The organism is Pseudomonas sp. IT-P253 (assembly GCF_949768125.1).
Classification (GTDB): Bacteria; Pseudomonadota; Gammaproteobacteria; order Pseudomonadales; family Pseudomonadaceae; genus Aquipseudomonas.
Genome location: NZ_CATKPT010000083.1, coordinates 95,524 through 120,877, shown reverse-complemented (window position 1 = coordinate 120,877; position 25,354 = coordinate 95,524). Strand labels below are relative to the sequence as shown.

25 protein-coding genes and 1 pseudogene are annotated in these 25,354 nt (G+C 60.0%); 16 read left to right on the top strand and 10 right to left on the bottom strand.

The annotated features are described in order from the left end of the window. Window positions 1–81: 81 nt before the first annotated feature. Window positions 82–723, bottom strand: a complete 642-nt coding sequence (locus ACM6IR_RS26750) for an HD domain-containing protein (protein WP_414910473.1) — start codon at window positions 721–723, stop codon at window positions 82–84. Window positions 724–1,028: 305 nt separating this feature from the next. Between ACM6IR_RS26750 and ACM6IR_RS26745 the strand changes: the two genes are divergently transcribed. After that, window positions 1,029–1,994 (top strand): GlxA family transcriptional regulator, encoded by a 966-nt coding sequence (locus ACM6IR_RS26745; RefSeq protein WP_414910472.1) that lies wholly within the window; start codon window positions 1,029–1,031, stop codon window positions 1,992–1,994. Between the two features lie 111 nt (window positions 1,995–2,105). On the opposite strand, the gene ACM6IR_RS26740 is transcribed toward ACM6IR_RS26745, so the two are convergent. Next, a complete protein-coding gene (locus ACM6IR_RS26740; protein WP_414910471.1) occupies window positions 2,106–4,517 on the bottom strand; it encodes a penicillin acylase family protein in 2,412 nt (803 codons plus the stop codon). Between the two features lie 108 nt (window positions 4,518–4,625). After that, complete coding sequence (locus ACM6IR_RS26735) at window positions 4,626–5,207, bottom strand: DUF6436 domain-containing protein (RefSeq protein ID WP_414910470.1); 582 nt, start codon at window positions 5,205–5,207, stop codon at window positions 4,626–4,628. A 97-nt stretch (window positions 5,208–5,304) separates the two neighbouring features. On the opposite strand from ACM6IR_RS26735, the gene ACM6IR_RS26730 reads away from it, so the two are divergent. Next, window positions 5,305–6,252, top strand: coding sequence for an alpha/beta hydrolase (locus tag ACM6IR_RS26730; RefSeq protein WP_414910469.1), 948 nt, complete (start codon window positions 5,305–5,307; stop codon window positions 6,250–6,252). Window positions 6,253–6,372: 120 nt separating this feature from the next. Here ACM6IR_RS26730 and ACM6IR_RS26725 read toward each other — a convergent pair whose 3' ends face one another. Further along, a complete protein-coding gene (locus ACM6IR_RS26725) occupies window positions 6,373–7,125 on the bottom strand; it encodes a DUF2059 domain-containing protein (RefSeq protein ID WP_414910468.1) in 753 nt (250 codons plus the stop codon). Window positions 7,126–7,233: 108 nt separating this feature from the next. On the opposite strand from ACM6IR_RS26725, the gene ACM6IR_RS26720 reads away from it, so the two are divergent. Together ACM6IR_RS26720 and ACM6IR_RS26715 are read left to right on the top strand one after the other, a co-directional pair. Beyond that, window positions 7,234–7,866: a 2OG-Fe(II) oxygenase gene (locus tag ACM6IR_RS26720; RefSeq protein ID WP_414910467.1), complete on the top strand. Its 633-nt coding sequence runs from the start codon at window positions 7,234–7,236 to the stop codon at window positions 7,864–7,866. Window positions 7,867–7,868: 2 nt separating this feature from the next. Further along, the gene (locus ACM6IR_RS26715; protein WP_414910466.1) at window positions 7,869–8,354 is read left to right on the top strand and encodes a DUF523 domain-containing protein; all 486 of its coding nucleotides are present in this window, start codon (window positions 7,869–7,871) and stop codon (window positions 8,352–8,354) included. Window positions 8,355–8,475: 121 nt separating this feature from the next. On the opposite strand, the gene ACM6IR_RS26710 is transcribed toward ACM6IR_RS26715, so the two are convergent. Then, window positions 8,476–9,060 carry a transporter substrate-binding domain-containing protein gene (locus ACM6IR_RS26710; protein WP_414910465.1) on the bottom strand — a complete coding sequence of 195 codons (585 nt, stop codon included), beginning with the start codon at window positions 9,058–9,060 and terminating at the stop codon, window positions 8,476–8,478. Window positions 9,061–9,194: 134 nt separating this feature from the next. Here ACM6IR_RS26710 and ACM6IR_RS26705 point away from each other — a divergent pair, with 134 nt between their 5' ends. Next, entirely contained in the window at window positions 9,195–9,620 is a 426-nt protein-coding gene (locus tag ACM6IR_RS26705; protein WP_414910464.1) for a DUF4399 domain-containing protein, read from the top strand. 63 nt (window positions 9,621–9,683) lie between these two features. Here the strand turns inward: ACM6IR_RS26705 and serA are convergent, their stop codons facing one another. Further along, entirely contained in the window at window positions 9,684–10,913 is a 1,230-nt protein-coding gene (serA, locus tag ACM6IR_RS26700) for a phosphoglycerate dehydrogenase (RefSeq protein ID WP_414910463.1), read from the bottom strand. Window positions 10,914–11,087: 174 nt separating this feature from the next. Here serA and ACM6IR_RS26695 point away from each other — a divergent pair. The 4 genes and pseudogenes from ACM6IR_RS26695 to ACM6IR_RS26680 all read left to right on the top strand — a co-directional run. Then, window positions 11,088–11,593: pseudogene (locus ACM6IR_RS26695) on the top strand (FAD-binding oxidoreductase); the annotation flags it as partial. Then, window positions 11,591–12,511: an FAD-binding oxidoreductase gene (locus ACM6IR_RS26690; protein ID WP_414910530.1), complete on the top strand. Its 921-nt coding sequence runs from the start codon at window positions 11,591–11,593 to the stop codon at window positions 12,509–12,511. The pseudogene ACM6IR_RS26695 and the gene ACM6IR_RS26690, both read left to right, overlap by 3 nt. A gap of 22 nt (window positions 12,512–12,533) precedes the next feature. Further along, window positions 12,534–13,199: a fumarylacetoacetate hydrolase family protein gene (locus ACM6IR_RS26685; RefSeq protein ID WP_414910462.1), complete on the top strand. Its 666-nt coding sequence runs from the start codon at window positions 12,534–12,536 to the stop codon at window positions 13,197–13,199. Window positions 13,200–13,346: 147 nt separating this feature from the next. After that, on the top strand, window positions 13,347–14,282 hold the full coding sequence (locus ACM6IR_RS26680; RefSeq protein WP_414910461.1) for an SdiA-regulated domain-containing protein: 936 nt from the start codon (window positions 13,347–13,349) through the stop codon (window positions 14,280–14,282). 128 nt (window positions 14,283–14,410) lie between these two features. Here the strand turns inward: ACM6IR_RS26680 and rpiA are convergent, their stop codons facing one another. Then, window positions 14,411–15,085 carry a ribose-5-phosphate isomerase RpiA gene (gene rpiA / locus ACM6IR_RS26675; protein WP_223488219.1) on the bottom strand — a complete coding sequence of 225 codons (675 nt, stop codon included), beginning with the start codon at window positions 15,083–15,085 and terminating at the stop codon, window positions 14,411–14,413. Window positions 15,086–15,378: 293 nt separating this feature from the next. Between rpiA and ilvA the strand changes: the two genes are divergently transcribed. Further along, window positions 15,379–16,893, top strand: coding sequence for a threonine ammonia-lyase, biosynthetic (ilvA, locus tag ACM6IR_RS26670; RefSeq protein WP_414910460.1), 1,515 nt, complete (start codon window positions 15,379–15,381; stop codon window positions 16,891–16,893). A 39-nt stretch (window positions 16,894–16,932) separates the two neighbouring features. Beyond that, entirely contained in the window at window positions 16,933–17,358 is a 426-nt protein-coding gene (locus ACM6IR_RS26665) for a DUF2269 domain-containing protein (protein ID WP_414910459.1), read from the top strand. A gap of 120 nt (window positions 17,359–17,478) precedes the next feature. Here ACM6IR_RS26665 and ACM6IR_RS26660 read toward each other — a convergent pair whose 3' ends face one another. Beyond that, the gene (locus tag ACM6IR_RS26660) at window positions 17,479–18,135 is read right to left on the bottom strand and encodes an HAD family hydrolase (RefSeq protein WP_414910458.1); all 657 of its coding nucleotides are present in this window, start codon (window positions 18,133–18,135) and stop codon (window positions 17,479–17,481) included. Window positions 18,136–18,278: 143 nt separating this feature from the next. On the opposite strand from ACM6IR_RS26660, the gene ACM6IR_RS26655 reads away from it, so the two are divergent. Then, window positions 18,279–18,758 carry an RNA pyrophosphohydrolase gene (locus ACM6IR_RS26655; protein WP_007945562.1) on the top strand — a complete coding sequence of 160 codons (480 nt, stop codon included), beginning with the start codon at window positions 18,279–18,281 and terminating at the stop codon, window positions 18,756–18,758. A 22-nt stretch (window positions 18,759–18,780) separates the two neighbouring features. Next, window positions 18,781–21,060 carry a phosphoenolpyruvate--protein phosphotransferase gene (ptsP, locus tag ACM6IR_RS26650; RefSeq protein ID WP_414910457.1) on the top strand — a complete coding sequence of 760 codons (2,280 nt, stop codon included), beginning with the start codon at window positions 18,781–18,783 and terminating at the stop codon, window positions 21,058–21,060. A gap of 113 nt (window positions 21,061–21,173) precedes the next feature. Here ptsP and ACM6IR_RS26645 read toward each other — a convergent pair whose 3' ends face one another. After that, complete coding sequence (locus tag ACM6IR_RS26645; RefSeq protein WP_414910456.1) at window positions 21,174–21,920, bottom strand: NRDE family protein; 747 nt, start codon at window positions 21,918–21,920, stop codon at window positions 21,174–21,176. A gap of 133 nt (window positions 21,921–22,053) precedes the next feature. Between ACM6IR_RS26645 and ACM6IR_RS26640 the strand changes: the two genes are divergently transcribed. The 3 genes from ACM6IR_RS26640 to ACM6IR_RS26630 all read left to right on the top strand — a co-directional run bounded on the left by ACM6IR_RS26640 (window position 22,054) and on the right by ACM6IR_RS26630 (window position 24,747). Next, window positions 22,054–22,836: a sulfite exporter TauE/SafE family protein gene (locus ACM6IR_RS26640; RefSeq protein ID WP_414910455.1), complete on the top strand. Its 783-nt coding sequence runs from the start codon at window positions 22,054–22,056 to the stop codon at window positions 22,834–22,836. Window positions 22,837–22,915: 79 nt separating this feature from the next. After that, window positions 22,916–23,728, top strand: a complete 813-nt coding sequence (lgt, locus tag ACM6IR_RS26635; protein WP_414910454.1) for a prolipoprotein diacylglyceryl transferase — start codon at window positions 22,916–22,918, stop codon at window positions 23,726–23,728. A gap of 47 nt (window positions 23,729–23,775) precedes the next feature. Beyond that, window positions 23,776–24,747, top strand: coding sequence for a thymidylate synthase (locus ACM6IR_RS26630; RefSeq protein ID WP_414910453.1), 972 nt, complete (start codon window positions 23,776–23,778; stop codon window positions 24,745–24,747). A gap of 123 nt (window positions 24,748–24,870) precedes the next feature. Here the strand turns inward: ACM6IR_RS26630 and cadR are convergent, their stop codons facing one another. Then, the gene (cadR, locus tag ACM6IR_RS26625; protein ID WP_414910452.1) at window positions 24,871–25,320 is read right to left on the bottom strand and encodes a Cd(II)/Pb(II)-responsive transcriptional regulator; all 450 of its coding nucleotides are present in this window, start codon (window positions 25,318–25,320) and stop codon (window positions 24,871–24,873) included. Window positions 25,321–25,354 lie beyond the last annotated feature (34 nt).

Genomic DNA, 25,354 nt, shown 5'->3' with positions numbered 1-25,354 from the left:
CTCGCGAAGGCGGTTTAACATTCAACGATGATTGTTGATTGATAGACCGCTTTCGCGAGCAGGCTCGCTCCCACAGTTGCTTTAGGCAATCCAAGGCGAATTACGGATGATCTCGACGAAGTTCATCGGCTTGAAGCCTGGCTCGCTGTCCACCAGCACGTCCGCATTCACCGTGCCAAACGTGGTATCCGGCTTGTGTTTGAAGCCGTTGGCGAACGCACACAAGATGCACTCCTTGAACCCTTCACCCCGTGGATGCGCATGCACCACCGCCTCACGCTGTGCGGTGGGAAACGCGGCGTAATCGATCCCCAGCACATCCATCTCAACCCCGGCGGTGACCAGCGCCACGTCAGGACGCAGGTGTTGCGGCACGCCCGGTGTGGTGTGCAAGGCAATCGACAACCACACTTGCTCGAGATCGTCGTCGCTCAGTCCGTAAGGCTTGAGGAACGCTTTGGCGGCATTGGCGCTGTCGACTTCGAAGCGCTGATCGTCCGTGCGATGACCCTCCACCAGGCCCAGATCATGGAACATGGCGCCGACGTAAAGAAGCTCGGGATTGTAGGCCAGCTGCTTGCGTTCACCACTCAACGCACCGAATAGAAAGACCCGGCGCGAGTGGTGGTAAAGCAGGTCGGATTCGACGTCGCGGATGTATTCGGTGGTGGCCCTGGCCAACACGCTGTCGGGGATTTTAATGCCGGCGATGGTGCTGCTCATGGTGCTTTCCTTATGGGGAACGCCGTGGCGGCGCTGATGGAGCAAGTCTGTTCCCGCAGCCAAAACCGGACAATCGATGCATGGCTGCGATCCTTGCCAATGAGCATGCATATCGCGCCAACCTCGCTTGTTGCGCACAGATTGACTAGGGTTGCATAGACCTTGTAGGAGCGAGCTTGCTCGCGATGGACGTCAACGATGACGGGATCTGCCTGTATGAACGCGGCGCCCTCACGTTCATCGCGAGCAAGCTCGCTCCTACAGGTCAGCATTGCAATTCAATGCCATAAAAGGCCAATCCTGCCATGAGTAAAACCGTTGCCATCGTGGTGTTCGCCGGCGTTCAGTCACTGGACGTTACCGGTCCCATGGATGTGTTTTGCGAAGCCAATCGTTTCCTTGAGCCGGAAGATCACTATCGGCTGGAGGTCATTGGCGTGGGGCGTGGGGTGATGCCGTGTTCCAACGGGTTGTCACTCAACGCCCACAAGCATTTCAGTGAAGCGCTGGAGGCGTATGACTTGCTGCTGGTGGCCGGAGGGCCGCAGTTACCATTCATGGATTTCGGCGCCGCATTCGATGCGTGGCTGCGCGATGCCTGCGTGCGGGCTCAACGGTTTGGCTCAATCTGCAATGGCGCCTTCATGCTGGCCCGGGCCGGATTGCTCGACGGGAGAACGGTGACGACCCATTGGGATGACGCTGCGGCGCTGGCTCGGTTGTGCCCGTCGACTCAGGTCGAGGCCGATCGCTTGTATGTGCAGGACGGCGAGCTCTACACCTCGGCGGGGGTCACGGCGGGGATTGATTTGTCGTTGTACCTGCTCGCGCGCGATTACGGTCCGGACGTGGCGCTCAGCGTGGCCAAGCGGCTGGTGGTGTTCACTCAGCGATCGGGTGGGCAATCACAGTTCAGTCCGTTCCTCACGCCACACGCCGAGCCCGATTCTGCCGTGGCGTTGGTCCAGCTCTACGTGCTGGCCAACCTCACCGGCGACCTGACGATCGCTGACCTGGCCAACGCCGCCAACATGAGTGCCCGCAACTTTTCCCGGGTGTTTGCCAAAGAAGCGAAAATCACCCCGGCGGAGTTCGTCGAGCGGGCGCGGGTGGACGCGGCCAGAGTGCTGCTGGAAAGCACCAGCGCGCCGCTCAAGACGGTGGCGTACCAGTGCGGATTTCGTGATGCCCAGCACATGCGTAGCGTATTCAACCGCCGGCTGGGCGTGACGCCGCAGCAGTTCAGGCTGAACTTTTCGGCGATGATTTGAGCGATACATTTGAGGGCCCCTTCGCGGGCAAGCCTCGCTCCTACAATGGATACGCATATCCCTGTAGGAGCGAGGCTTGCCCGCGAAGGCATCAGCCCGGCCAACAAAAATCTACTGCGCAACCCGCGCCGGCAACAGCTTCAACGTGCTCCGCGTATTGGCCGTCACTTCTTCATCGTTGAGATGCGCCTGGAAATAAATTCCTTCGAGGTACGCCTCGGCCTGGTCGTCATAGTGGTCGTCGAAGGGCACGCCGCTCTGGCCGACCGGGTTGACGGTCAGGCTGTGAGTCGGGTCGGCGAAATCGATCAGGCGCCGGGTCGACGGGCCGTAAGTCACTGGCCATGGCGCCGGACCCATCTTGGCCGAGAGGTTGTTTGGTACTTCATGGCTGCCGGGCGCCGGGAACGGCCCCACATTGAAGATGTGGTCCAAGGGCTTCTGCTGCCCCAGTGGATGGCCATGGGTCAGCGTGTGCGCCTTGCCCCACTGCCATTGCGAGAAGTCCGCACCCAGTGTGGTCTTGAGATGAGCGATGCTCGCCTGCCACGCCACCTTCACCGTATCGGCGCGGGTTTCCTTACCGGGCGTGTTGCGGTTGTCCCACCACGGCGAATCGGGATTAGCGGCCAGGCGTGGCAGCGCAGCGTCGATGACACGGGTCGAGAGCAACGTTTCGAAGAAGTCATTCCCCAGTTCGTCGTGCATTGTCACGTCGGCCAGGTTGAACAGGAACTGGTTGAACACCGTGGCGCTGGTGGAGTCCAGCGGGTAATCACCTTTCCACTGCGCCAGTTGCTCCACCAGTTTGAGTTCGGCGGGATCACTCACCACTTCACGCAGTACCGGCAACAGTGGCGCCAGCACTCGTGGGCCGTAGGCAGTGGTTGTGCCCAATTGCAGTTGCTGGCTGGCATCCAGGTCCCACTTGATGTTTTTGTCGCTCAGCTGGCGGTCGAGCTGCTGGCCCCTATCAGCCAGGTTGTAGTAGCCGGGTATCTCCATGCCGGTTGGCGAAACCGGCTGGAAGTTGGCGGAGACGATGTAACCCCGCTCCGGGTTCTCCTCCTGCGGGTTGGCGCTGAATGGGTAGAAGCCGTCCTTGTCCGCCTCGGCCGTGCTGCCGTCGAGGATGAACCACGGGCGTACGCCTGCCGGGCGTTTTGGCAATTGCGCCGCGGCCCACCAGCCGATGTCGCCCTTGGCATTGGCCCAAACGATGTTCAGGCCTGGCGCCTGGATCTTGGCCGCGGCATTGCGGGCCTTGGCCAGGGTGTCGGCGCGGTTGAGCTGGTAGAAGCCTTCAAGGATCGGGTTCTGGCTTTCGAGGAAGCCCCACCACATGGCGATCGGCGTTTTGCCGACGCCGTTGCCCAGCGCGTCGTTGACGATCGGGCCGTGGGGTGACTGGCGCAGCACCAGTGTGACCGGCGCCTGGCCCTTGACCGCAATGTGCTGTTCGCTGGTCACCATGTCGACCCATTTGCCGTGGTACCAGACCTGATTGGGGTTGTCCGGGTTGACCTTCTCGGCGATCAGGTCGAGGTCGTCGTTCTGGAACATGGTGATGCTCCAGCCGAAATCGCTGTTCATGCCCAAGGAAGCGAACGGCATCAATGCCTGGTAGTGGCCGTAGAGTTCGAAGCCCGGCGCCGAGAGCTGCGCTTCGTACCACACCGACGGCGTCGAAAAGCGGATATGCGGATCTCCGGCCAACAGCGGCTTGCCACTTTTGGTGCGACTGCCGGAGATCACCCAGGCGTTGCTGCCTTCGAACTGCGGCAAGCCATTGTCCGCCAGTGCCTGTTCGCTCAGGCGGGCCAGGGCGTTGAGGTCTTTCCAGTCGGCGCTGGCGAGGGGCGCTGTGGCGTTGCGGCGATGTTTCGCCAGCATGCCTTTGGACTGCCAGTCGAGATCGAAGACGTTCAGATACTCGGCGCCCAACTGATCGCGCACGAAGGTCAGCAACGGCTCGGTACGAAACGCCGCCGCAAAGCTGTAGGCCATGTAACCGGCAATGCTGATGGTGTCCTGAGCAGTGAAAGGGCGTTTTGGAATGCCCAGTACATCAAACTCGGCGGGTTTTGGATGGCTGTCCTGATACTGATTGATGCCGTCCAGATAGGCTTGCATCGCGGTCCAGGCGGGCGACTGTTTGTCCATAGACGCGAAGTAGGATTCGGCGCGTTCGCGAATACGCAGGCTGCGCATCAGTTTGTCGGTGTCGAGCAGTTTCGGGCCTAGCACCTCGGCCAGCTCGCCGCGGGCGAGACGGCGCAGCACTTCCATCTGAAACAGTCGATCCTGGGCGTGGACGTACCCAAGGGCGCGGTACAGGTCGGTTTCGTTTTCGGCGCGGATATGCGGGACACCGCGCTCGTCGTAGCGCACGGTAACGGACCCTTGCAGGTGCTGCAGCTCAACCATGCCCTGGCGTGTCGGCTGTTTGCTGTAGACGTACCAGCCGGCGCCTGCGGTGAGCGCGAGAATCAGCAGGACGAGAACGGTCAGGCTACGTTTCATGGAGATTCCTTGTTGTAATAAGTGACAACGGTCCCTGGCGCCATTGTTTAACACGGCACGGCGAATTGGCCCATCGCACTTAGGAGGGATTCGCGTTTCCTGTGGGCCTTACTTCTTTATGTCGATGGGCCACGGGCAGTAACACCCAACCGCCAGTGTGTGCGTGGCATTCACCGCACGGCCCTCGTTCAGCGCTTGCAAGATCGGTTCGATGAAGCTGTTGCTCGAATTGCAGGTCAGGCCTTCGCTGTACGGGCCGAAATACGCCAGTTTGCCGCTGCGATCCCAGATCGCCACGGCAGGGCTGGCGGGGATCTGCTCCGACCCTGGCAACACGGTGATGGCTTTCAGGCTGCTCAAGGTGCTTGGCAATTGGCCGTGGCTGCCGGGCTTCTGCAAGGCATAAAATTCCACGCCCTGCGGCGCATAACGCTCTACCAGTTCGGTCAGGTGTTGTTGATTGCCGACGTTGCACGGGCACGCCGGGTCCCAGAAATGCACCAAACGGATGGCGCCAGGTCCGGCGAGGTCATCGGGCAGGCGCAATGGGTCACCGGAGAATACGGCGGCGTGTGAGCTGAACGCCCGCAGGTAGCGACTCTGGAACCAATCGTAAGCCGCCCACAACACGCCGGCACACACGAGGGCGAGCAGGCTGGCAAGCAGGGTGGCGCGGTAGGACGCACGCATGGGTTTCGATCCTCGAAGGTCGCCCAGCTTGCCATGCTTGCCGCGACAGATGAATATCGCAGACCTATAAAGTCCGTTTCGCGTTCTGGAATTGCTCATGTCTGCCACTTTCGACCCCGATCATCTGCGTGCGAGCCTGCGGCCATTGGCTGATGGGCAACCACTGTCGGTCGAGGCGCTGGCTTATCAGCGGTTCTACGGGCTGGATTTTCCGGGGCATCACTTTCGCAGGGGCCTTGGGCGGTTTGAGGTCGATGGTTATGACGTGGTCAGCCAGGTCTGGTGGCCCGAGAAGGCGAAGGCGACGTTGTTGTTGTTTCACGGCTTTTACGATCACACCGGACTTTATCGGCATGTGATTGAGTGGGCGCTGGATCAAGGTTTTGCGGTGATTGCCTGCGATTTACCGGGGCATGGACTGTCTAGCGGCGAGCGGGCCAGCATCAAGGATTTCGCCGAGTATCAGGACACGCTGCAAGGCTTGTTCGTTGAGGCCGCGTCCCTGGATCTGCCACAGCCGTGGCACCTGTGCGGGCAGAGTACCGGCGGCGCGATTGTGATCGATCACGTGCTCAACGCGGGCATCGGCAGTCCGGCCCAGGGCCAGGTGATTCTGCTGGCGCCGCTCATAAGGCCGCGGGCCTGGGGCTGGTCGCAACTCAGTTATTACCTGCTCAAGCCTTTCGTCAACGCCATTGCCCGACGCTTCAGCGAGAACTCCAACGACCCCGATTTTTTGCCGTTCCTGCAAGCCGATCCGTTGCAGCCGCTACGGTTGCCGACGGCCTGGGTCGGTGCACTGGCGCGCTGGATCAAACACATCGAAGCCGCACCGTATAGCATCCGGCGACCATTGATTGTGCAGGGGCAGGCAGACATGACGGTCGACTGGGAGTACAACCTTGAGGTGTTGAAGACCAAGTTTGATCGGCCGCAGGTGTTGATGTTGCCAGAGGCGCGGCATCATCTGGCGAATGAGACGCTGGCGTTGCGGCGGGAGTATTTCGGGTTTTTGACCAAGCGAATCAAGGGCCGAAACTTTTAGTGACTGTCAGGGCCTCTTCGCGAGCAGGCTCGCTCCCACAGTGGCCCGAATTTTCCAGGCAGGCACAGTTCAATGTGGGAGCGAGCCTGCTCGCGAAGGGGGCCTTTAAGGCACCGAAGATCACTGGCTAAGGTTCGCAGTGTTTTGCCCCACCGCCAACCCTGCCCGAATCGCCGCCAGCGCCGCCTGATAGTAAGCCTGGCCCTCAGCCGACTCGGCAAAGGTGGCGAATTCTTCCAGTTCGTTGTCCGACAGGTCGCGGTAGACATACAGCAGCGTGTTGTTCAGGTCACTGCCGATCTGGTCCATCAAGCGCTGACGCTGACTATTCAACAGGCCTTGCGCCTGACCGCCCCCGAGCAGGCCGGGGATCATCGAACTCAGGCTGTCGGCTGCGACGCCGGCAATCGCCAGACTGACTTCAGCGCCGGCCTCGCGAGCGGGCAGGGACTGGGCCAAGTGGCCGATGATCAGCAAGCGGCTGTCGCTGGCCTGCATCTTGGGCAAGCCCTGGGCATTTTTCGCCAGTTGGTCGCGACGGGTTGCCAGCAGTTCGGCGGCAACGACTTTTTTGCCCAGCGGTGACTGAAAAAACGCCAGGGCCGGTTTTGGATCGGCGAGGTTCTTGCGCAGCTGCGCTTCGGCGCGCTGGTCTACAGCCTGAGGGGCGAAACGCTGATTACTGTTGTCGACCAAGGCCTGGAACACCGCCGGTGGCAGGCTGCTCTGATAACGCTGCTGGGCGGCCGAAAGGGCATCGTTGAAATGCGCGCGTTGATCTGGCCAACCGGCGACCTTGTACAACTGGTCGTGGCTGTCTGCCCAGGCGGGCAAAGCACAGAGCATCAACAGTGAAAAAAGCAAACGGCGCATAGGGACTCCTGTCGGCAGCCGACTATTCTCCGTGCGGCATACGGACTTGTCGAGAATTCGTATCAAGCCGCCGCGTGGCTCTGTCGGATTTTCAGGCACAGGAATACTATGCGGCCTATGCAAATATCCTCTGATCACCCGCTGCTGTTACGTATCGTCGACGACCTCGCTGCACACGGCTGGTCGCAGCAGAATATTTTCCTGCCCCAGGCTCTGACCGAGGAGCTGGCGGCCGAGTGCCGTAAACGTGCCACCGAGGGCGAGTTGGCCCCGGCCGCCGTAGGGCGCGGGCCGTTATCGGAGATTCGCGAGGGGATTCGTGGCGACCACATCCAGTGGATCGAGCCCGGTCAGGCGTTGGCTTGCGACAGCTATCTGCAGTTGATGGACAGCCTGCGCGAAGCAATGAATCGCGGTTTGTACCTGGGCCTGGAAGACTTCGAAAGCCATTTCGCGATGTACCCGCCTGGCGCTTTTTACCTCAAGCATCTCGACCGGTTCCGTGACGATGACCGGCGCATGGTATCGGCGGTGGTCTACCTCAATGACGGCTGGCTGCCTGAGCACGGGGGCCAACTGCGCATGTACCTGAAAGAGGGCGTTGAGCACGATGTGGTGCCTACCGGCGGATGTCTGGTGGTGTTCCTGTCGGGCGAAGTCCCCCACGAAGTCCTGCCCGCGACCCGAGATCGCCTGTCGTTGACCGGTTGGTTCCGGCGTCGCGGCAACGAGCCGTTCTGATCATGCAAAAAATTCTGGTAAGCCGCTGCCTGCTGGGGCATCGCGTACGTTACGACGGCGGGGCCAGTGGGCCATTCGATCAGCTGCAACTGTGGGTCGACGAAGGTCGGGTCGTGCCGCTGTGTCCTGAGGTGGCTGGCGGGTTGCCGACGCCCAGGGCCGCAGCGGAAATCCCGGGCGGGCAGGGTGGTGACGTGCTGGACGGCCATGCCTCGGTGATCACCACCGAGGGTGAGGATGTCAGTGCGCAGTTTTTGTCGGGCGCTTGCCAGGCGCTGGAGCTGGTGCAACAACACGGCATCCGGATCGCGGTACTGAAGGCTAACAGCCCGTCCTGCGGGAATTTGCTGACGTATGACGGGACGTTCAGCGGTGTGAAGATCAGCGGCGAAGGTGTCACTGCTGCGTTGCTCAAACGCCATGGCGTGCACGTCTTCAGTGAGCTGGAGTTAGCTGAAGCCGCGGCAGCACTAGTCCATCTCGCCTGACACCGAGCACCAGTGGGAGCGAGCCTGCTCGCGAAGGGGAGTCACATTCAACATCTCTGTCGACTGTCATCCCGCATTCGCGAGCAGGCTCGCTCCCACAGGGGTATTCACCAACCTGAAATCAGGGTTTGGGCGCCACGCTCGTGTCCGCACCCAACCACTTCTGCGACAACGCCTCCAACCGGCCATCCGCCTTGATCCGCTGCAGCGCGTTTTCCAGGCTGGCGTGAAATGCCGGGTTCCCCTTCTGGAACGGAATCGCCAGGCTCACCATCGGGTTCGCCTTCGGCTTCTCTTGCGTCAGCGACTGCACCAGCAGTATCGATTGCGGCTCTTCTTTCTGCGCGATCAATTGCGCATGGGTGTAACTGTAAGGTTCGCTGAAGTCGAAACGATCCTTGAGCGCCGAGGTCATTGTTATGTGGTTGATCGCGATGTCGTACTTGCCGGTTTCAACGCCGGGCAACAAATCGCTGGCGTCGGTGACGACAAAGTCAGCCCGCACATCCAGTTCGTCGGCCAGCAGTTGGCCCAGTTCGACTTCGAATCCGGTGAGTTTGCCGTCGTCCTTGTAATTGAAGGGCGGTGTATTCGCCTCAAGCGCAATGCGCAATTCGCCACGGTCGTTTACGTCGTCAATCAGTTCGGCATGAGCCAAGGGGCTCAAAAGGGGTAGCAGGCAGATCAGGCCAGGCAAAAAACGCATGGTCACTCCTTTGAATTCATTTTGCGATGCTCTGATTCAGGCTCGCTTTGCTATGGTTATTGAGTGGCTTCGACACCGAATGGCCGTGAAGTTGTCATGACTGCGCGGATTTTACGAAAAAACTGGAGAAGAGAATGAAAACGTTTATGTCTCGAGCAGCATTCGCTGGTCTGTTACTGGGTGCTTCGATGCTGGCAACGGCTGCGACTCCGGCTCCCAAGGGGGCAGAAGTGTTCATCGTATCTCCCGAAGATGGCGCTACGGTCCCGCAAACGTTCACCGTCAAATTCGGCGTCAAGGATATCGCTCTCGCACCGGCAGGCGATACGACGAAAAATACTGGCCATCACCATCTGCTGATCGACGTCGACAAGCTTCCTGCCGAAGGCGCGCCGATTCCGAATGATGCCCACCGTATGCACTTCGGCAAAGCGCAAACCCAGGCCGATATCAAACTGGCACCGGGCAAGCACACCCTGCAGCTGGAGCTGGGCGACAGCGGCCACATGCCGTTCGATCCTCCGATCGTTTCGAAAAAAATCACCGTGAATGTGGAATGACTTTTCCACAGGCATGAAAAAGGGAGCTCCGAGGAGCTCCCTTTTCGCTCACTCAAGTCGCTATCAGAACAACACTCGGCAACGAATGGTGCCGTTGATGTGCTGCAGCTTCTCTTGCGCCAGGTCCGAGTACTCGGCGTCGACGTCGATGACCACGTAGCCGACTTTCTCGTTGGTCTGCAGGAACTGACCGGAGATGTTGATACCGTTTTCGGCGAAGACCTTGTTGATCTCGCTCATCACACCCGGAATGTTCTCGTGGATGTGCAGCAAACGGTGCTTGCCAGGGTGAGCCGGCAGGGCCACTTCCGGGAAGTTCACGGACGATACGGAGGTACCGTTGTCGCTGTACTTGACCAGTTTCTCGGCCACTTCCAGGCCGATGTTGGCTTGTGCTTCAGCGGTGGAACCACCGATGTGCGGGGTCAGGATCACGTTGTCCAGGCCACGTAGCGGGCTTTCGAACTCTTCTTCGTTGGAGCGAGGCTCTACCGGGAATACGTCGATGGCCGCGCCGATCAGGTGCTTGTCCTTGATCGCGTCCGCCAGGGCGTCCAGTTCGACCACGGTGCCACGCGCCGCGTTGATCAGGATGCCGCCCTTCTTGATGGCGCGGATTTCCTTCTCGCCGATCATCCACTGGGTCGCAGCGGTTTCCGGAACGTGCAGGGTGACAATGTCGGACATGCCCAGCAGTTCGTGCAGGTTGCCGACCTGAGTGGCGTTACCCAATGGCAGCTTGGTCACGGTGTCGTAGAAGTACACCTGCATGCCCAGGCCTTCAGCCAGGACCGACAATTGAGTACCGATCGAGCCGTAACCGACGATGCCCAGCTTCTTGCCGCGGATCTCGAAGGAGTTGGCCGCGCTCTTGATCCAGCCGCCACGGTGGCAGGAAGCGTTCTTCTCAGGGATGCCGCGCAGCAACAGGATCGCTTCGGCCAGTACCAGCTCTGCAACGGAACGGGTGTTGGAGTACGGCGCGTTGAACACCGCGATACCGCGTTCGCGAGCCGCGTTCAGGTCGACCTGATTGGTGCCGATGCAGAAACAGCCAACAGCCACCAGTTTCTTCGCGTGATCGAAGATCTCTTCGGTCAATTGAGTGCGGGAGCGAATGCCGATGAAGTGAGCATCAGCGATCTTTTCCTTCAGCTGGGCTTCCGGCAGAGAACCTGTGAGGTACTCGATGCTGGTGTAGCCCGCCGACTTGAGGACGTCGACAGCCGATTGGTGGACGCCTTCGAGAAGAAGGAACTTGATCTTGCTCTTATCGAGAGAAGTCTTGCTCATCTGCGTAAACCTGTATCCCGGAGAAAAATGGCAGGAAATGGTCAACAGACGCTGACCCGAACGGCAGGAAAGCCGTCGCCGCAGAATAGCCTTTCGGCACTATGCTGCGGGGGCGGTATGCTAGCATATGCACCCCGCTAAACACTCATTCCTGCGACGTGAAGCGTTCTCAGGATGACCATGAATTGTTCGAGAGTTCTGTCGATGACCAATCCTGCCTTGATTGAAGAGCTGAAGACCCTGGTTGAGCCTGGCAAGATGCTGACCGATGCCGACTCCCTGAATGCTTACGGTAAGGATTGGACCAAGCATTTCGCTCCGGCCCCGACCGCCATCGTATTCCCCAAGACCACCGAGCAGGTCCAGGCCATCGTGCGCTGGGCCAATGAGCACAAGATTGCGCTGGTGCCGTCCGGTGGGCGTACCGGGCTTTCCGCTGCAGCGGTGGCGGCGAATGGCGAAGTGGTCGTGTCCTTCGACTATATGAACCAGATCCTCGACGTGAACATGACCGACCGCACAGCCGTGTGCCAGCCGGGCGTGGTCACCGAGCATTTGCAGAACGTGGCCGAAGAAAAGGCCTGTACTACCCGGTGGACTTCGCTTCGGCAGGCTCCAGTCAGATTGGCGGCAATATCGGCACCAATGCCGGCGGGATCAAGGTGATTCGCTACGGCATGACCCGCAACTGGGTCGCCGGTATGAAAGTCGTCACCGGCAAGGGCGATCTGCTGGAACTGAACCGCGACCTGATCAAGAACGCGACCGGCTACGACCTGCGTCAGCTGTTCATTGGCGCGGAAGGGACCCTCGGTTTTGTGGTTGAAGCGACCATGCGTCTGGATCGTGCCCCGAAAAACCTCACCGCGATGGTCCTCGGTACTGCCGATTTCGACTCGATCATGCCGGTATTGCACGCGTTCCAGAGCAAACTCGACCTGACCGCATTCGAATTCTTCTCCGACAAAGCCTTGGCCAAAGTCATGGCGCGCGGCGACGTGCCGGCGCCGTTCGAAACCGATTGCCCGTTCTACGCGCTGCTGGAATTCGAAGCGACCACTGAAGAAGTGGCCAACCACGCCCTGGAAACTTTCGAGCATTGCGTCGAACAGGGCTGGGTGCTGGACGGTGTGATGAGCCAGAGCGAAACCCAGCTGCAGAATCTCTGGAAGCTGCGCGAATACATCTCCGAAACCATCTCCCACTGGACGCCGTACAAAAACGACATCTCGGTCACTGTGTCGAAAGTCCCGGCGTTCCTGAAGGAAATCGATGCGATCGTCGGCGAACACTACCCGGATTTCGAAATTGTCTGGTTCGGCCACATCGGCGACGGCAACCTGCACTTGAACATCCTCAAGCCGGAAAACCTGAGCAAAGATGAGTTCTTCGCCAAGTGCGCAACCGTGAACAAGTGGGTGTTTGAAACTGTCGAGAAGTACAACGGTTCGATTTCCGCCGAGCACGGCGTGGGCATGACCAAGCGTGATTACTTGACCTACAGCCGCTCGCCAGTTGAGATCGAGTACATGAAAGCCGTCAAAGCGGTGTTCGACCCGAACGGCATCATGAATCCGGGCAAGATTTTCGCTGTTTGAATCAACGAACCAGGAGTCGGTAATGAGCTATCAGCACCAGTATGTCGACGGTACGCGTATTCACTTCCCGCTGGGGAAAGTGGTGTGCATTGGCCGCAACTACGCCGAACACGCCAAGGAACTGGACAACCCGGTGCCTACCGAGCCATTGCTGTTCATCAAGCCAGGCAGTTGCGTGGTACCGCTGGAAGGTGGCTTCAGTATCCCCACCGAGCGTGGCTCGGTGCATTACGAGGCAGAGATCGCGGTGTTGATCGGCAAGCCGTTGTCGACCAAACCAAGCCGTGAAGAAGTGCTGGATGCCATCTCCGGTTTTGCCCCGGCGCTGGACTTGACCTTGCGCGAGAAGCAGGCCGAGCTGAAATCCAAGGGCCTGCCATGGGAAGTCGCCAAATCCTTCGACGGCGCGGCGGTGATTGCCCCGTTTGTGTCCGGCAGCAGCTTTGCTGACCTGACCGACATCGGCATCCGCCTGACCATCAACGGCGACGTTCGTCAGGATGGCAACAGCAAGGATATGCTCAACCCGATCGTGCCGATGATTCAGTACATGGCCGGCTGTTTCTCGCTGCAAGCCGGCGACGTGATCCTCACGGGCACGCCGGTTGGCGTGGGCCCGCTGAATGTCGGTGATGAACTGGTGCTGGAATTGCCCGGTGCCAGTCGCTTCACCAGCAGCGTCCGCTAGTCGAAACATCGCTGAACCCTTGTAGGAGCGAGGCTTGCCCGCGAAGGGAGCCATGCGGTCTAGCTGGGACACCGCGTCATCGTTCTTCGCGGGCAAGCCTCGCTCCTACAAGGTGCCCATCTCTGCACTTCTGGAACACAACTCGTCATGGCCACCACACCGATGCCCACGTTTAAAACCGCCCGTCGCTCGAGCTTCTTCAAGCGTTGGTCTTTCTGGCTTTTGCTATTGGCCGCTGCCGCGTATGGCCTGGCGTTTGCGATGCATTGGGACAATCGTGGCGTGCTTTGGTTGCGCGAGCGTTTTGTAAGCCCGAGCGAACGTCAGGCGAGCGTCTGGCTACCGGATTATCGGGCGGTGATCGATGCCAAGCTGCTGCCGGGCATGGAGAGCGACGAAGCGTCGGACCTGGCCTACGATCCGCAAACTAAAACCCTGTTTTCGGTAATGGGCAAAAACCCGTTCCTGGTCGAGCTGAACCTGCAGGGCGACGTGCTGCGCAAGATGCCACTGGTGGGCTGGAGCAACCCGGAAGGCGTGACGGTCATGGGCAATGGCCTGCTGGCCATCGTCGATGAGCGCCAGCATCTGCTCACCATCGTCAAGGTCGATGCCAATACCCGCGAGCTGAACATCGCCAACTTCCCGAAATACGACCTCGGCCCTTCAAAAAACCAGAACAAGGCGTTCGAAGGCGTTGTCTGGGATTCGCGCAATCAGCAAATGCTGCTGGGTGAAGAGCGTCCACCGGCACTGTTCACCTGGAAAAGCAGCGATGGGCAGACCCTCACCGGCGACAAGCAAAAACTCGCCAGTAATGCACTGGACATGCGCAACCTGTCAGCCCTGGCCATAGACCCGCGCACCCATCACACACTGGTGTTGTCTGCCGACTCTCACCTGCTGCTGGAGTTGGACGAGAAGGGCAAACAGGTCAGTTTCATGGCTTTGCTGGGCAGCTTCAATGGCCTGAACGAGACCATTCCTCGCGCCGAAGGCGTGGCGCTGGACGAGGCTGGCACGTTGTACATGGTCAGCGAGCCAAACCTGTTCTACGCCTTCAAGAAACCGGCACAACCCTGACAAACACCCTATAACCAATGTGGGAGCGAGCCTGCTCGCGAATGCGGTGTATCAGTCAGCAACTCTGAGACTGACATACCGCATTCGCGAGCAGGCTCGCTCCCACAGGTTTTGCAGTGTTCTTGGGCTTATTGGGCGCGGAGGGTCTTCACGCCTTCGCTTGTGCCCAACAACAGCAAATCCGCTGGACGTGCCGCGAACAAACCGTTGGTCACTACGCCGACGATGGCGTTGATCTGCGTCTCCAGCTCCACCGGGTTGGTGATCTGCATGTTGAACACGTCGAGGATGATGTTGCCGTTGTCGGTCAGCACGCCTTCACGGTAGACCGGGTCGCCGCCCAGTTTCACCAGCTCGCGGGCCACGTGGCTGCGGGCCATCGGGATCACTTCCACTGGCAACGGGAACGCGCCGAGGACCGGTACGAGTTTGCTCGCGTCGGCGATGCAGATGAAGGTCTTGGCCACGGCAGCGACGATCTTCTCGCGGGTCAGGGCTGCGCCGCCGCCCTTGATCAGGTGCAGGTGCTCGTCGCTCTCATCGGCGCCGTCGACGTAGAACTCCAGGTCGCTGACGGTGTTCAGCTCATACACCGGAATACCGTGGCCCTTGAGGCGCGCGGCGGTGGCTTCAGAGCTGGCGACTGCGCCATCGAACGCGCCTTTGTGCTTGGCCAGTGCGTCGATAAAGCAGTTGGCGGTGGAGCCGGTGCCGACCCCGACGATGCTCTTGTCGTCGAGTTTCGGGAGGATGAAGTCGACGGCGGCCTGAGCCACTGCCTGTTTGAGTTGATCCTGGGTCATGCGGGCTCCGAGGTGCCGAAGAGGGGGGACGAAAGGCCAGCATTATAGGCTTCGGGGCGGGCAAGGTCATTGCCCGATTGGCGGGTCACGACTGATAGCTGCACCCGTAACCCTAACCGTGACCGTTACCCGTAGGAGCGAGGCTTGCCCGCGAAGAGGCCGTCACATGCAGCACAAATATTGGCAGTGAGATCGCTTTCGCGGGCAAGCCTCGCTCCTACAAGTGTGGTCGTGCGGCCGAAAGGCAGGTTAGACTCCTTGGCCCTGCCCAACCCGCTCAGTGATGCTTTCCGATGCTCGAACAGTACGTCAAAAAGATCCTCACCTCGCGCGTTTATGACGTTGCCGTAGAAACTCCATTGCAGACTGCTCGCCAGCTCTCCGAGCGGCTGGGCAACAATATTTGGCTCAAGCGCGAAGACTTGCAGCCGGTGTTCTCGTTCAAGATTCGGGGCGCTTACAACAAGCTGACTCAGCTCAGTGACGAAGAGCGCGCACGCGGCGTGGTCACTGCGTCTGCGGGCAATCACGCGCAGGGCCTGGCCCTGGCGGCGAAAGTGCTGGGCGTGAAAGCAACCATCGTGATGCCCAAGACCACCCCGGAAATCAAGGTCGAAGGCGTGCGTTCCCGTGGTGGCAAAGTGGTGCTGCACGGGGATACGTTCCCGGAAGCCCTGGCCTACTCGCTGAAACTGGTCGATGAAAAGGGCTATGTCTACATCCATCCGTACGACGATCCCCACACCATTGCCGGGCAGGGCACGGTGGCCATGGAAATTCTGCGCCAGCACCCTGGGCGTCTCGACGCGATTTTTGTTCCGGTGGGCGGCGGTGGCTTGATCGCCGGCATTGCGGCTTACGTGAAGTACCTGCGCCCGGAGATTAAAATCATCGGCGTCGAACCGGACGACTCCAACTGCCTGCAAGCCGCCATGGCGGCCGGCGAGCGCGTGGTGCTGCCGACGGTGGGCCTCTTCGCCGACGGCGTTGCGGTGGCCCAGATCGGTCAGCACACCTTCGACATCTGCAAAGACTACGTCGATGAAGTCATCACCGTCAGCACCGACGAGATCTGCGCGGCGATCAAGGATATTTACGACGACACCCGCTCGATCACCGAACCGGCTGGCGCCCTGGGCGTGGCCGGGATCAAGAAGTACGTCGAGCAGCGCGGCGTCACCGGGCACACTTTTGTGGCGATCGACTCCGGCGCCAACGTCAATTTCGACCGCCTGCGCCACGTTGCCGAGCGCGCCGAGCTGGGCGAGGGCCGCGAAGCCATCATCGCCGTGACCATCCCCGAGAAGCCGGGCAGCTTCAAGGCGTTCTGCGAAGCCATCGGCAAGCGTCAGATTACTGAATTCAACTACCGCTACAACACCGGCAGCGAAGCCCACATCTTCGTTGGTGTGCAAACGCATCCAGAGAATGACCCGCGCAGTGCGTTGCTCGCCAGTCTGACCGAGCAGGGTTTTCCGGTGCTGGACCTGACCGATAACGAACTCGCCAAGTTGCACATCCGGCACATGGTCGGTGGCCGCGCAGCCCAGGTGGTCGATGAAGTGGTGCTGCGCTTCGAATTCCCGGAGCGGCCAGGCGCGCTGTTCAACTTCCTCAACAAGCTCGGTGGGCGCTGGAACATCTCGATGTTTCACTACCGCAACCACGGTGCAGCGGATGGTCGCGTGGTCGCGGGCCTGCAAGTGCCCCACGAAGAACGTCATCTGGTTCCCGCTGCGCTCGAGGAAATCGGCTACCCGTACTGGGACGAAAGCGACAATCCGGCCTATCAGCTGTTTCTTGGCTGAGGGGCTACGCTGATGGGCAGCTCATAAGGAAATCGAACAATGGAAACGTTAACCGCCCTGAAAATGGCTCATATGGTGGCGACGGTGGTGCTGTTGGTCAGCGCGCTCGGACTGGCCATCTGGGTCTGGCGCACACGGCGTAATGGCGATGCGACAGCACCCGCGCGCACCTTGCAGCGGCCGCGCGTGTTCATCTGGCTGCTGATGGGGCTGGCGCTGCTGAGCATGCCATTTACCGGCTGGTGGATGGTGCATCTGGTGGGCTGGCCATTGGGGCAGACCTGGTTGCTGGCTTCCAGTGTGCTTTACACCCTGGCGGCGCTGGGCTGGTTCTGGTTGCTGGTGCGCTTGAATAAGTTGCGCAAGGCGCCGGGAGGCAGCGGCAAGTTCACCTTCGCCCTCGCACTGTTCAGCTTCGTCTGTTTTATCGCCATTGCCGGGTTGATGGGCGCGAAGCCGGTTTAAGGTTTAAGACCGAGTCGACCCCTTCGCGGGCAAGCCTCGCTCCTACAGATTATGCGTCGTACCCATTTGTGGCGCGCAACACAAATCCTGTAGGAGCGAGGCTTGCCCGCGAAGGCGATATCAGTCGCGCAGAGTAATCACCGGCCAGCCACGCTTCTCGGCCTCAGCTCGCAAATTCGGGTCAGGATCAACCGCCACCGGATTCGTCACCTGCTCCAGCAACGACAGGTCATTCATCGAGTCGCTGTAGAAATAGCTGTCTTGCAGCGAATGCCCGGTTTCTTCCAGCCAACGATTCAGCCGGGTCACCTTGCCTTCCCGGAAGCACGGAACGTCAGTGCTGCGCCCGGTATAACGGCCCTCGATCATTTCGCATTCAGTGGCAATCAGGGTTTCAACACCCAATCGCTGTGCAATCGGCCCAGTCACAAAACGGTTGGTGGCGGTGATGATCACCAACTTGTCGCCGGCCGCGCGGTGTTTGGCCAGCAACTCGATACCCTTGGGCAGCACGATAGGTTCGATGCAATCGCGCATGTAATCGCCGTGCCATTGAGCCAGCGTGGACATTTCAGTGCGGCCGAGGACTTCCAGGCAGAAGTTCAGGTAGGCGTCGTTGTCCAGCCTGCCGGCCAGATAATCCTGATAGAACTCATCGTTGCGTGCCTTGTAGGCGACGGCATCAAGGAAGCCGCGTTCGCACAGGTAATCGCCCCAGGCGTGGTCACTGTCGCCGCCCAGAAGAGTGTTGTCCAAGTCGAATAAAGCCAGCCGCATTGCAGTTACTCGCTGAAAAGTCTGTAGAAAGGTGTCCAGAATACGGACTTTTCACAAGAGTGCACATAAGGTTGGCCGGCTCGTTGCTGCCTTCACAACCTTTGTGGAACAATGCGGCGACATGCGTTTGCGAGGTTGTTGCCGTGATCGACCCCGATGGTTTCCGCCCCAATGTCGGGATCATTCTCACGAATGATGCCGGACAGGTGCTATGGGCTCGCCGTATCAATCAAGATGCCTGGCAGTTTCCACAGGGTGGAATCAACCCCCAGGAGACGCCGGAAGACGCCTTGTACCGCGAGTTGAACGAAGAAGTGGGTCTTGAGCGCGAAGATGTTGAAATTCTCGCCTGCACCCGGGGCTGGTTGCGCTATCGTTTGCCGCAACGTCTGGTCAGGACGCACAGCCAACCGCTGTGCATCGGCCAGAAGCAGAAATGGTTTCTCCTGCGCCTGATCTCCAACGAGCAGCGGGTGCGGATGGATTTGACCGGTAAACCGGAATTCGATGGCTGGCGCTGGGTCAGTTATTGGTATCCGTTGGGCCAGGTGGTGACATTCAAGCGCGAGGTGTATCGACGCGCTCTCAAAGAGCTTGCCCCGCGCCTTTTAACGCGCGACTGACGACGGAGTTCGACCCCGAGCCATGCTCAATACGCTGCGCAAGATCGTCCAGGAAGTTAACTCCGCCAAGGATCTCAAGACGGCGTTGGGGATTATTGTGTTGCGCGTCAAAGAGGCCATGGGCAGCCAGGTCTGCTCGGTCTACCTGCTTGACCCTGAAACCAACCGCTTCGTGCTGATGGCCACCGAGGGCTTGAACAAGCGCTCGATCGGCAAAGTCAGCATGGCGCCCAACGAAGGTCTGGTTGGCCTGGTCGGCACGCGTGAAGAACCCCTGAACCTCGAAAACGCCGCGGATCACCCGCGCTACCGTTACTTCGCCGAGACAGGTGAAGAACGCTACGCTTCATTCCTCGGGGCGCCGATCATTCACCACCGCCGCGTTGTCGGCGTGTTGGTCATTCAGCAAAAAGAACGCCGCCAGTTCGACGAAGGTGAAGAAGCCTTCCTCGTGACCATGAGCGCGCAGCTCGCCGGTGTTATCGCCCACGCCGAAGCCACCGGTTCGATCCGCGGCCTTGGCCGTCAGGGTAAAGGCATCCAGGAAGCCAAGTTCGTCGGCGTTCCGGGTTCCCCGGGGGCGGCGGTGGGTACGGCGGTGGTCATGCTGCCACCGGCCGATCTGGACGTGGTGCCCGACAAGACCATCGCCGACATTGACGCCGAACTGGGTCTGTTCAAGACCGCCATCGAAGGCGTGCGCGCCGACATGCGCGCGTTGTCGGCCAAGCTGGCAACTCAGCTGCGTCCCGAAGAGCGTGCGCTGTTCGATGTCTATTTGATGATGCTCGACGATGCCTCGCTAGGCAGTGAAATCACCACCGTAATCAAGACCGGCCAGTGGGCCCAGGGCGCGTTGCGTCAGGTGGTCACCGAACACGTCAACCGTTTCGAATTGATGGACGACGCCTACCTGCGCGAGCGCGCCTCGGACGTCAAAGACCTCGGTCGCCGCTTGCTGGCTTACTTGCAGGAAGAGCGTCAGCAGACCCTGGTCTACCCCGACAACACCATTCTGATCAGCGAAGAATTGACCCCGGCGATGCTCGGCGAGGTGCCGGAAGGCAAGTTGGTCGGCCTGGTCTCGGTGCTCGGTTCCGGCAACTCCCACGTCGCGATCCTGGCGCGTGCCATGGGCATTCCGACGGTGATGGGCCTGGTCGATCTGCCGTATTCCAAGGTCGACGGCATCCAGATGATCGTCGACGGCTACCACGGCGAGGTCTACACCAACCCGAGTGACGTGCTGCGCAAGCAGTTCGCCGAAGTAGTCGAGGAAGAGAAACAACTGGCCCTCGGGCTGGATGCGCTGCGGGACTTGCCGTGCGTGACCATCGACGGTCACCGCATGCCGCTGTGGGTCAACACCGGCCTGCTGGCTGACGTGGCGCGGGCGCAGAAGCGCGGCGCCGAGGGCGTAGGTCTGTACCGCACTGAAGTGCCGTTCATGATCAATCAGCGCTTCCCGAGTGAAAAAGAGCAGCTGGCGATCTATCGCGAGCAACTCGCCGCCTTCCACCCGCAACCGGTGACCATGCGCAGCCTGGACATCGGCGGCGACAAGTCGCTGTCGTACTTCCCGATCAAGGAAGACAACCCGTTCCTCGGCTGGCGCGGTATTCGCGTTACGCTCGACCACCCGGAAATCTTCCTGGTGCAGACCCGCGCCATGCTCAAGGCCAGCGAAGGCTTGAACAACCTGCGGATTCTGCTGCCGATGATCTCCGGCATTCACGAACTGGAAGAGGCCCTGCACCTGATTCACCGGGCCTGGGGCGAAGTCCGCGACGAAGGTTGCGACGTGCCTATGCCGCCGATCGGCGTGATGATCGAAATTCCGGCAGCGGTTTATCAAACCAGGGAACTGGCGCGGCAAGTGGACTTCCTGTCGGTCGGCTCCAACGACCTGACCCAGTACCTGCTGGCCGTGGACCGTAACAACCCGCGGGTGGCCGACCTTTACGACTACCTGCACCCGGCGGTGCTGCAAGCCTTGCAGAACGTGGTGCGTGACGCCCATGCCGAAGGCAAGCCCGTGAGTATCTGCGGCGAAATGGCCGGTGATCCGGCGGCAGCGGTGCTGTTGATGGCGATGGGTTTCGACAGCTTGTCGATGAACGCCACCAACTTGCCGAAAGTGAAGTGGATGCTGCGTCAGATCAACCTGAGCAAGGCCAGGGAGCTGCTCGCCGAGTTGATGACCATCGACAACCCGCAAGTGATCCACAGCTCGCTGCAACTGGCGCTGAAGAACCTTGGGTTGGCGCGGATGATCAATCCGGCTTCGGTCAAAACCCTTTAAACCTTCAGTGGCCTCTTCGCGAGCGGGCTCGCTCCCACATTGGATATGTGTCGATCGTAAATCCAATGTGGGAGCGAGCCCGCTCGCGAAGGCGTCCATCCAATCAACAACGACTAAACCCTGATTTCCACTTCCCCAAGATGCCCGCCATACGGCCCGAAACTCCGTTCGACCATCACCCGCGTCCCATCCGCCTGCACAATCAACGCTGTACTCGCCCGCGTTCCATAACTCTGACTGGCGATGAACACACTCGACAGCAGCGTCTCGGTGGCCAACCCTACGCCGGTGTCCGGCAGCTCGGTAAACGGTGCGGTCTGAGAATCGCCCAGCAACGCCAATAACGCTTGCGGCTGCGGATCTTCCAGCACTTCCTTCAGTGCCGCCCGTGCCTTGAGCAACTTCGGCCAAGGCGTATCCAGACCGGCGTTCGACAACCCATAAACCCCCGGTGGCAACATCACAGCCCCAGACTCCCGAGCATTGAAATGCCACAGCTCATGGGCATTGCCGACCAACAGGTTAAAGCCGGCATATTCCACTGACCGGCTGACAACGTCGCTTAAATAGTCATCAATCGGCTTGTTGCCGCTGAGAAATCGCGCCACCAGCTCACCTCGCGACGTGCGGGCGGGTGGTTGATGCGGGTCTCGAATATTGGTCAGTGCGGCGAAGCGTCCGTTGGCGCCGATACCCAGCCAGGTGCCACCGGCCTCCAGGTCTCGGCCGGCATAGACGTGCGGCGCTTCGGGCCATTGCGCCAGGGGCAGGCTGGGCCGGGCGTAGAACTCATCGCGGTTGGCCGCGACGATCAGTGGCTGGGCTTGGCCCGGTCGCCAGGCGAAAACAATCAGGCACATAAGGTGGTCCTTGTGTGTTTTTTGTCCACTTTACGCAGACATCACGCTTCTATCCATCGCCATCCAGTAGAGCTTGAGGCCACGCATCCGTTACCATGCCGGTGCTTTTTTTGAGAAGCGGCTAAGGAACACCATGGAATTTCTGCTTTACCTGGCGCTGGGTGCTTGCGCAGGCGTACTGGCCGGGCTGTTCGGGGTTGGAGGCGGGATCATCATCGTTCCGGTGCTGGTGTTCAGTTTCACCTTGCAGGGCTTCGACGCCTCGATCCTGACGCATCTGGCGGTGGGTACTTCCCTGGCGACGATCATCTTTACCTCGGTCAATGCGGTACGTGAGCATCACCGTCGCCGCGCCGTGCGTTGGCCGATTTTCGTCTGGATGACCGTCGGCATTCTGATCGGTGCCGGTTTCGGCGCGCTGACGGCTGAAGCGATATCCGGGCCGAACCTGCAGAAAATCATCGGCGTGTTTGCGTTGGTCATCGCCGCCCAACTGGCGCTGGAGGTCAAACCCAAGGCCAGCCGAACGGTGCCCGGTAAACTCGGTCTGACCTTGGCCGGCAGTGTGATTGGCTGGGCCTCGGCGATTTTCGGGATTGGCGGCGGCTCGCTGACCGTGCCGTTCCTGACCTGGCGCAGCGTGCCGATGCAACAAGCGGTGGCCACTTCGTCCGCCTGCGGGCTGCCGATCGCACTGGCAAGTGCATTAAGTTTCATGATTCTGGGCTGGCACGATCCATTGCTGCCGGCCCATAGTCTCGGTTTTATTTACTTGCCGGCGTTGCTTGGCATTGCCCTGACCAGCATGGTGTTCGCCCGCCTCGGTGCGCGACTGGCCCACCAGCTATCACCGAAGTTGCTGAAAAAGCTATTCGCCGCTTTGCTGTTCTGCGTAGGCCTGAGCTTTCTGCTCTAGCCCGCAATGTTGGCTTAATCCTGAGGTGGCAGCGTCGCCCGGGAATTTTTAAAGGTTTCAACTCTAACGAGGAGTCGCAATGCTGCCTTACCCGCAGATCGATCCGGTGGCCCTGGCCATCGGTCCGCTGAAAATCCACTGGTACGGTTTGATGTACCTGATCGGCATTGGCGGCGCCTGGCTGCTGGCGTCCCGTCGGTTGAACCGTTTCGACCCGACCTGGACCAAAGAGAAGCTCTCCGACATGGTTTTCTGGATGTCGATGGGCGTGATCGTCGGTGGCCGCCTCGGCTATGTGCTGTTTTACGATCTGAATGCTTATCTGGCCAACCCGACGCTGATCTTCGAGGTGTGGAAGGGCGGCATGTCGTTCCACGGCGGGTTCATCGGCGTGATGCTGGCGGCGTTGTGGTTCGGTAAAAAGAACAACAAGTCGTTTTTCCAGCTGATGGATTTCGTCGCACCCATGGTGCCGATCGGCCTCGGTGCCGGGCGTATCGGCAACTTCATCAACGCTGAGTTGTGGGGCAAACCGACCGACGTGCCGTGGGCGATGATCTTCCCGCCCTTCAGCGATCCATCGCAGTTGCCGCGTCACCCGTCGCAGCTGTACCAGTTCGCGCTGGAAGGCGTGGCGCTGTTTGCGATTCTCTGGCTGTTTTCGCGCAAGCCGCGGCCGACCATGGCCGTGTCGGGAATGTTCGCGCTGTTCTATGGCATTTTCCGTTTCATCGTCGAATTCGTCCGCGTACCGGACGCTCAGCTGGGCTATCTGGCCTGGAATTGGCTGACCATGGGCCAGCTACTGTGCGTACCGATGATCATCGCCGGGCTGTTCCTGATCTGGCTGGCGTATCACCGCGCACCGGCGTCTCCAGCGGCGGCAGTATAAATTCGAACCCGGGGCTCTGGTCCCGGGTTCAAGGACACAGGTAACTCATGAAGCAATACCTCGAACTGGTCGCCCACGTCATCAAGAACGGCACCCGGCAGGCCAACCGCACCGGCGTGAACACCATCAGCTTTCCGGGCGCGATGCTGCGTTATGACCTCAAGGAAGGTTTTCCGGCGATTACCACCCGCAAGATGGCCTTCAAATCGGCCATCGGCGAGATGTGTGGTTTTCTGCGCGGGGTGAACAACGCCGCCGAATTCCGCGCGCTGGGCTGCAAGGTCTGGGACCAGAACGCCAACGAAAACGCCCAGTGGCTGGCCAACCCGTTCCGTCAGGGTGAAGACGACCTCGGCGAGATCTACGGCGTGCAATGGCGCAAATGGCCGGCATACAAGCAGATTCCGGTCAGCAACCAGGCCGCCATCGAGCAGACCCTGAGCCAGGGTTATCGTCAGATCGCTGAAGGCGAAGAAGACGGTCAGGCTTACGTGGTGCTGTACAAGGCGATCGACCAGATCCGTCAGTGCGTCGACACCATCATCAAGGACCCGGGCAGCCGCCGCATCCTGTTCCACGGCTGGAACGTCGCTCAGCTCGATGAAATGGCCCTGCCGCCGTGCCACCTGCTGTACCAGTTCCACCCGAATGTCGAGACCAAAGAGATTTCTCTGACCCTCTACATCCGCTCCAACGACCTGGGCCTGGGCACGCCGTTCAACCTCACCGAAGGCGCCGCGCTGCTGAGCCTGATCGGTCGCCTGACCGGTTACACGCCACGCTGGTTCACCTATTTCATCGGTGACGCCCACGTCTACGAAAACCACCTGGACATGCTCAACGAACAGCTCACGCGCGAGCCGTTCCCGATGCCGAAACTGGTGATCAGTGACCGTGTACCGGAGTTCTCCAAGACCGGTGTCTATCAGCCCGAATGGCTGGAGTTGATCGAGCCGAGTGATTTCTCGCTTGAGGGCTATCAGCACCACGCGCCAATGACCGCGCCAATGGCGGTTTAAGCCTGACGCAATTCCTGTGGGAGCGAGCCTGCTCGCGAATGCGGTGGATCAGTCGACATCAATGTTGTCTGACACACCGCATTCGCGAGCAGGCTCGCTCCCACATTTAGTTTTGTGGTGTGCTTAGTGGCCGTGGCTACGGCCAACGTGAGAAGGCTCAGCTTCCGTCGCCACCACTCCGCCGCTCACTTCCAGGCGCTGCAAAATCCCGCACTGATCAATGTCCGGCCCTTCGCTACAGCGTTGGCGCAGGTCGAGCAGTTGCGTCTGTAACGCCAGCAATCCATCGATCCGTGCCTTGACGTGATGGATGTGCTCATCGATCAGCGCATTTACGTTTTGGCACTGATCCTGTGGACTGTCGCGCAGGGCCAGCAGGCTGCGGATTTCTTCGAGGGTCATGTCGAGGGTGCGGCAGTTGCGGATGAAGGTCAGGCGTTCGGCGTGGGCCTGGGTGTAGACGCGGTAGTTACCGTCGCTGCGGGCCGGTTCCGGCAGCAGGTTTTCGCGCTCGTAATAGCGGATGGTTTCCACGGCGCAGTCGGTGAGTTTGGCCAGTTCTCCGATCTTCATGACGGCAATCTCCAAATGGGTGCTTGACCCTATA

What these genes read in the sequence shown, in the direction of transcription:
- ACM6IR_RS26750 (WP_414910473.1), bottom strand. Translation starts at nt 723, where the DNA reads ATGAGCAGCACCATCGCCGGCATTAAAATCCCCGACAGCGTGTTGGCC.
- ACM6IR_RS26745 (WP_414910472.1), top strand. Translation starts at nt 1,029, where the DNA reads ATGAGTAAAACCGTTGCCATCGTGGTGTTCGCCGGCGTTCAGTCACTG.
- ACM6IR_RS26740 (WP_414910471.1), bottom strand. Translation starts at nt 4,517, where the DNA reads ATGAAACGTAGCCTGACCGTTCTCGTCCTGCTGATTCTCGCGCTCACC.
- ACM6IR_RS26735 (WP_414910470.1), bottom strand. Translation starts at nt 5,207, where the DNA reads ATGCGTGCGTCCTACCGCGCCACCCTGCTTGCCAGCCTGCTCGCCCTC.
- ACM6IR_RS26730 (WP_414910469.1), top strand. Translation starts at nt 5,305, where the DNA reads ATGTCTGCCACTTTCGACCCCGATCATCTGCGTGCGAGCCTGCGGCCA.
- ACM6IR_RS26725 (WP_414910468.1), bottom strand. Translation starts at nt 7,125, where the DNA reads ATGCGCCGTTTGCTTTTTTCACTGTTGATGCTCTGTGCTTTGCCCGCC.
- ACM6IR_RS26720 (WP_414910467.1), top strand. Translation starts at nt 7,234, where the DNA reads ATGCGGCCTATGCAAATATCCTCTGATCACCCGCTGCTGTTACGTATC.
- ACM6IR_RS26715 (WP_414910466.1), top strand. Translation starts at nt 7,869, where the DNA reads ATGCAAAAAATTCTGGTAAGCCGCTGCCTGCTGGGGCATCGCGTACGT.
- ACM6IR_RS26710 (WP_414910465.1), bottom strand. Translation starts at nt 9,060, where the DNA reads ATGCGTTTTTTGCCTGGCCTGATCTGCCTGCTACCCCTTTTGAGCCCC.
- ACM6IR_RS26705 (WP_414910464.1), top strand. Translation starts at nt 9,195, where the DNA reads ATGAAAACGTTTATGTCTCGAGCAGCATTCGCTGGTCTGTTACTGGGT.
- serA (WP_414910463.1), bottom strand. Translation starts at nt 10,913, where the DNA reads ATGAGCAAGACTTCTCTCGATAAGAGCAAGATCAAGTTCCTTCTTCTC.
- ACM6IR_RS26690 (WP_414910530.1), top strand. Translation starts at nt 11,591, where the DNA reads ATGACCCGCAACTGGGTCGCCGGTATGAAAGTCGTCACCGGCAAGGGC.
- ACM6IR_RS26685 (WP_414910462.1), top strand. Translation starts at nt 12,534, where the DNA reads ATGAGCTATCAGCACCAGTATGTCGACGGTACGCGTATTCACTTCCCG.
- ACM6IR_RS26680 (WP_414910461.1), top strand. Translation starts at nt 13,347, where the DNA reads ATGGCCACCACACCGATGCCCACGTTTAAAACCGCCCGTCGCTCGAGC.
- rpiA (WP_223488219.1), bottom strand. Translation starts at nt 15,085, where the DNA reads ATGACCCAGGATCAACTCAAACAGGCAGTGGCTCAGGCCGCCGTCGAC.
- ilvA (WP_414910460.1), top strand. Translation starts at nt 15,379, where the DNA reads ATGCTCGAACAGTACGTCAAAAAGATCCTCACCTCGCGCGTTTATGAC.
- ACM6IR_RS26665 (WP_414910459.1), top strand. Translation starts at nt 16,933, where the DNA reads ATGGAAACGTTAACCGCCCTGAAAATGGCTCATATGGTGGCGACGGTG.
- ACM6IR_RS26660 (WP_414910458.1), bottom strand. Translation starts at nt 18,135, where the DNA reads ATGCGGCTGGCTTTATTCGACTTGGACAACACTCTTCTGGGCGGCGAC.
- ptsP (WP_414910457.1), top strand. Translation starts at nt 18,781, where the DNA reads ATGCTCAATACGCTGCGCAAGATCGTCCAGGAAGTTAACTCCGCCAAG.
- ACM6IR_RS26645 (WP_414910456.1), bottom strand. Translation starts at nt 21,920, where the DNA reads ATGTGCCTGATTGTTTTCGCCTGGCGACCGGGCCAAGCCCAGCCACTG.
- ACM6IR_RS26640 (WP_414910455.1), top strand. Translation starts at nt 22,054, where the DNA reads ATGGAATTTCTGCTTTACCTGGCGCTGGGTGCTTGCGCAGGCGTACTG.
- lgt (WP_414910454.1), top strand. Translation starts at nt 22,916, where the DNA reads ATGCTGCCTTACCCGCAGATCGATCCGGTGGCCCTGGCCATCGGTCCG.
- ACM6IR_RS26630 (WP_414910453.1), top strand. Translation starts at nt 23,776, where the DNA reads ATGAAGCAATACCTCGAACTGGTCGCCCACGTCATCAAGAACGGCACC.
- cadR (WP_414910452.1), bottom strand. Translation starts at nt 25,320, where the DNA reads ATGAAGATCGGAGAACTGGCCAAACTCACCGACTGCGCCGTGGAAACC.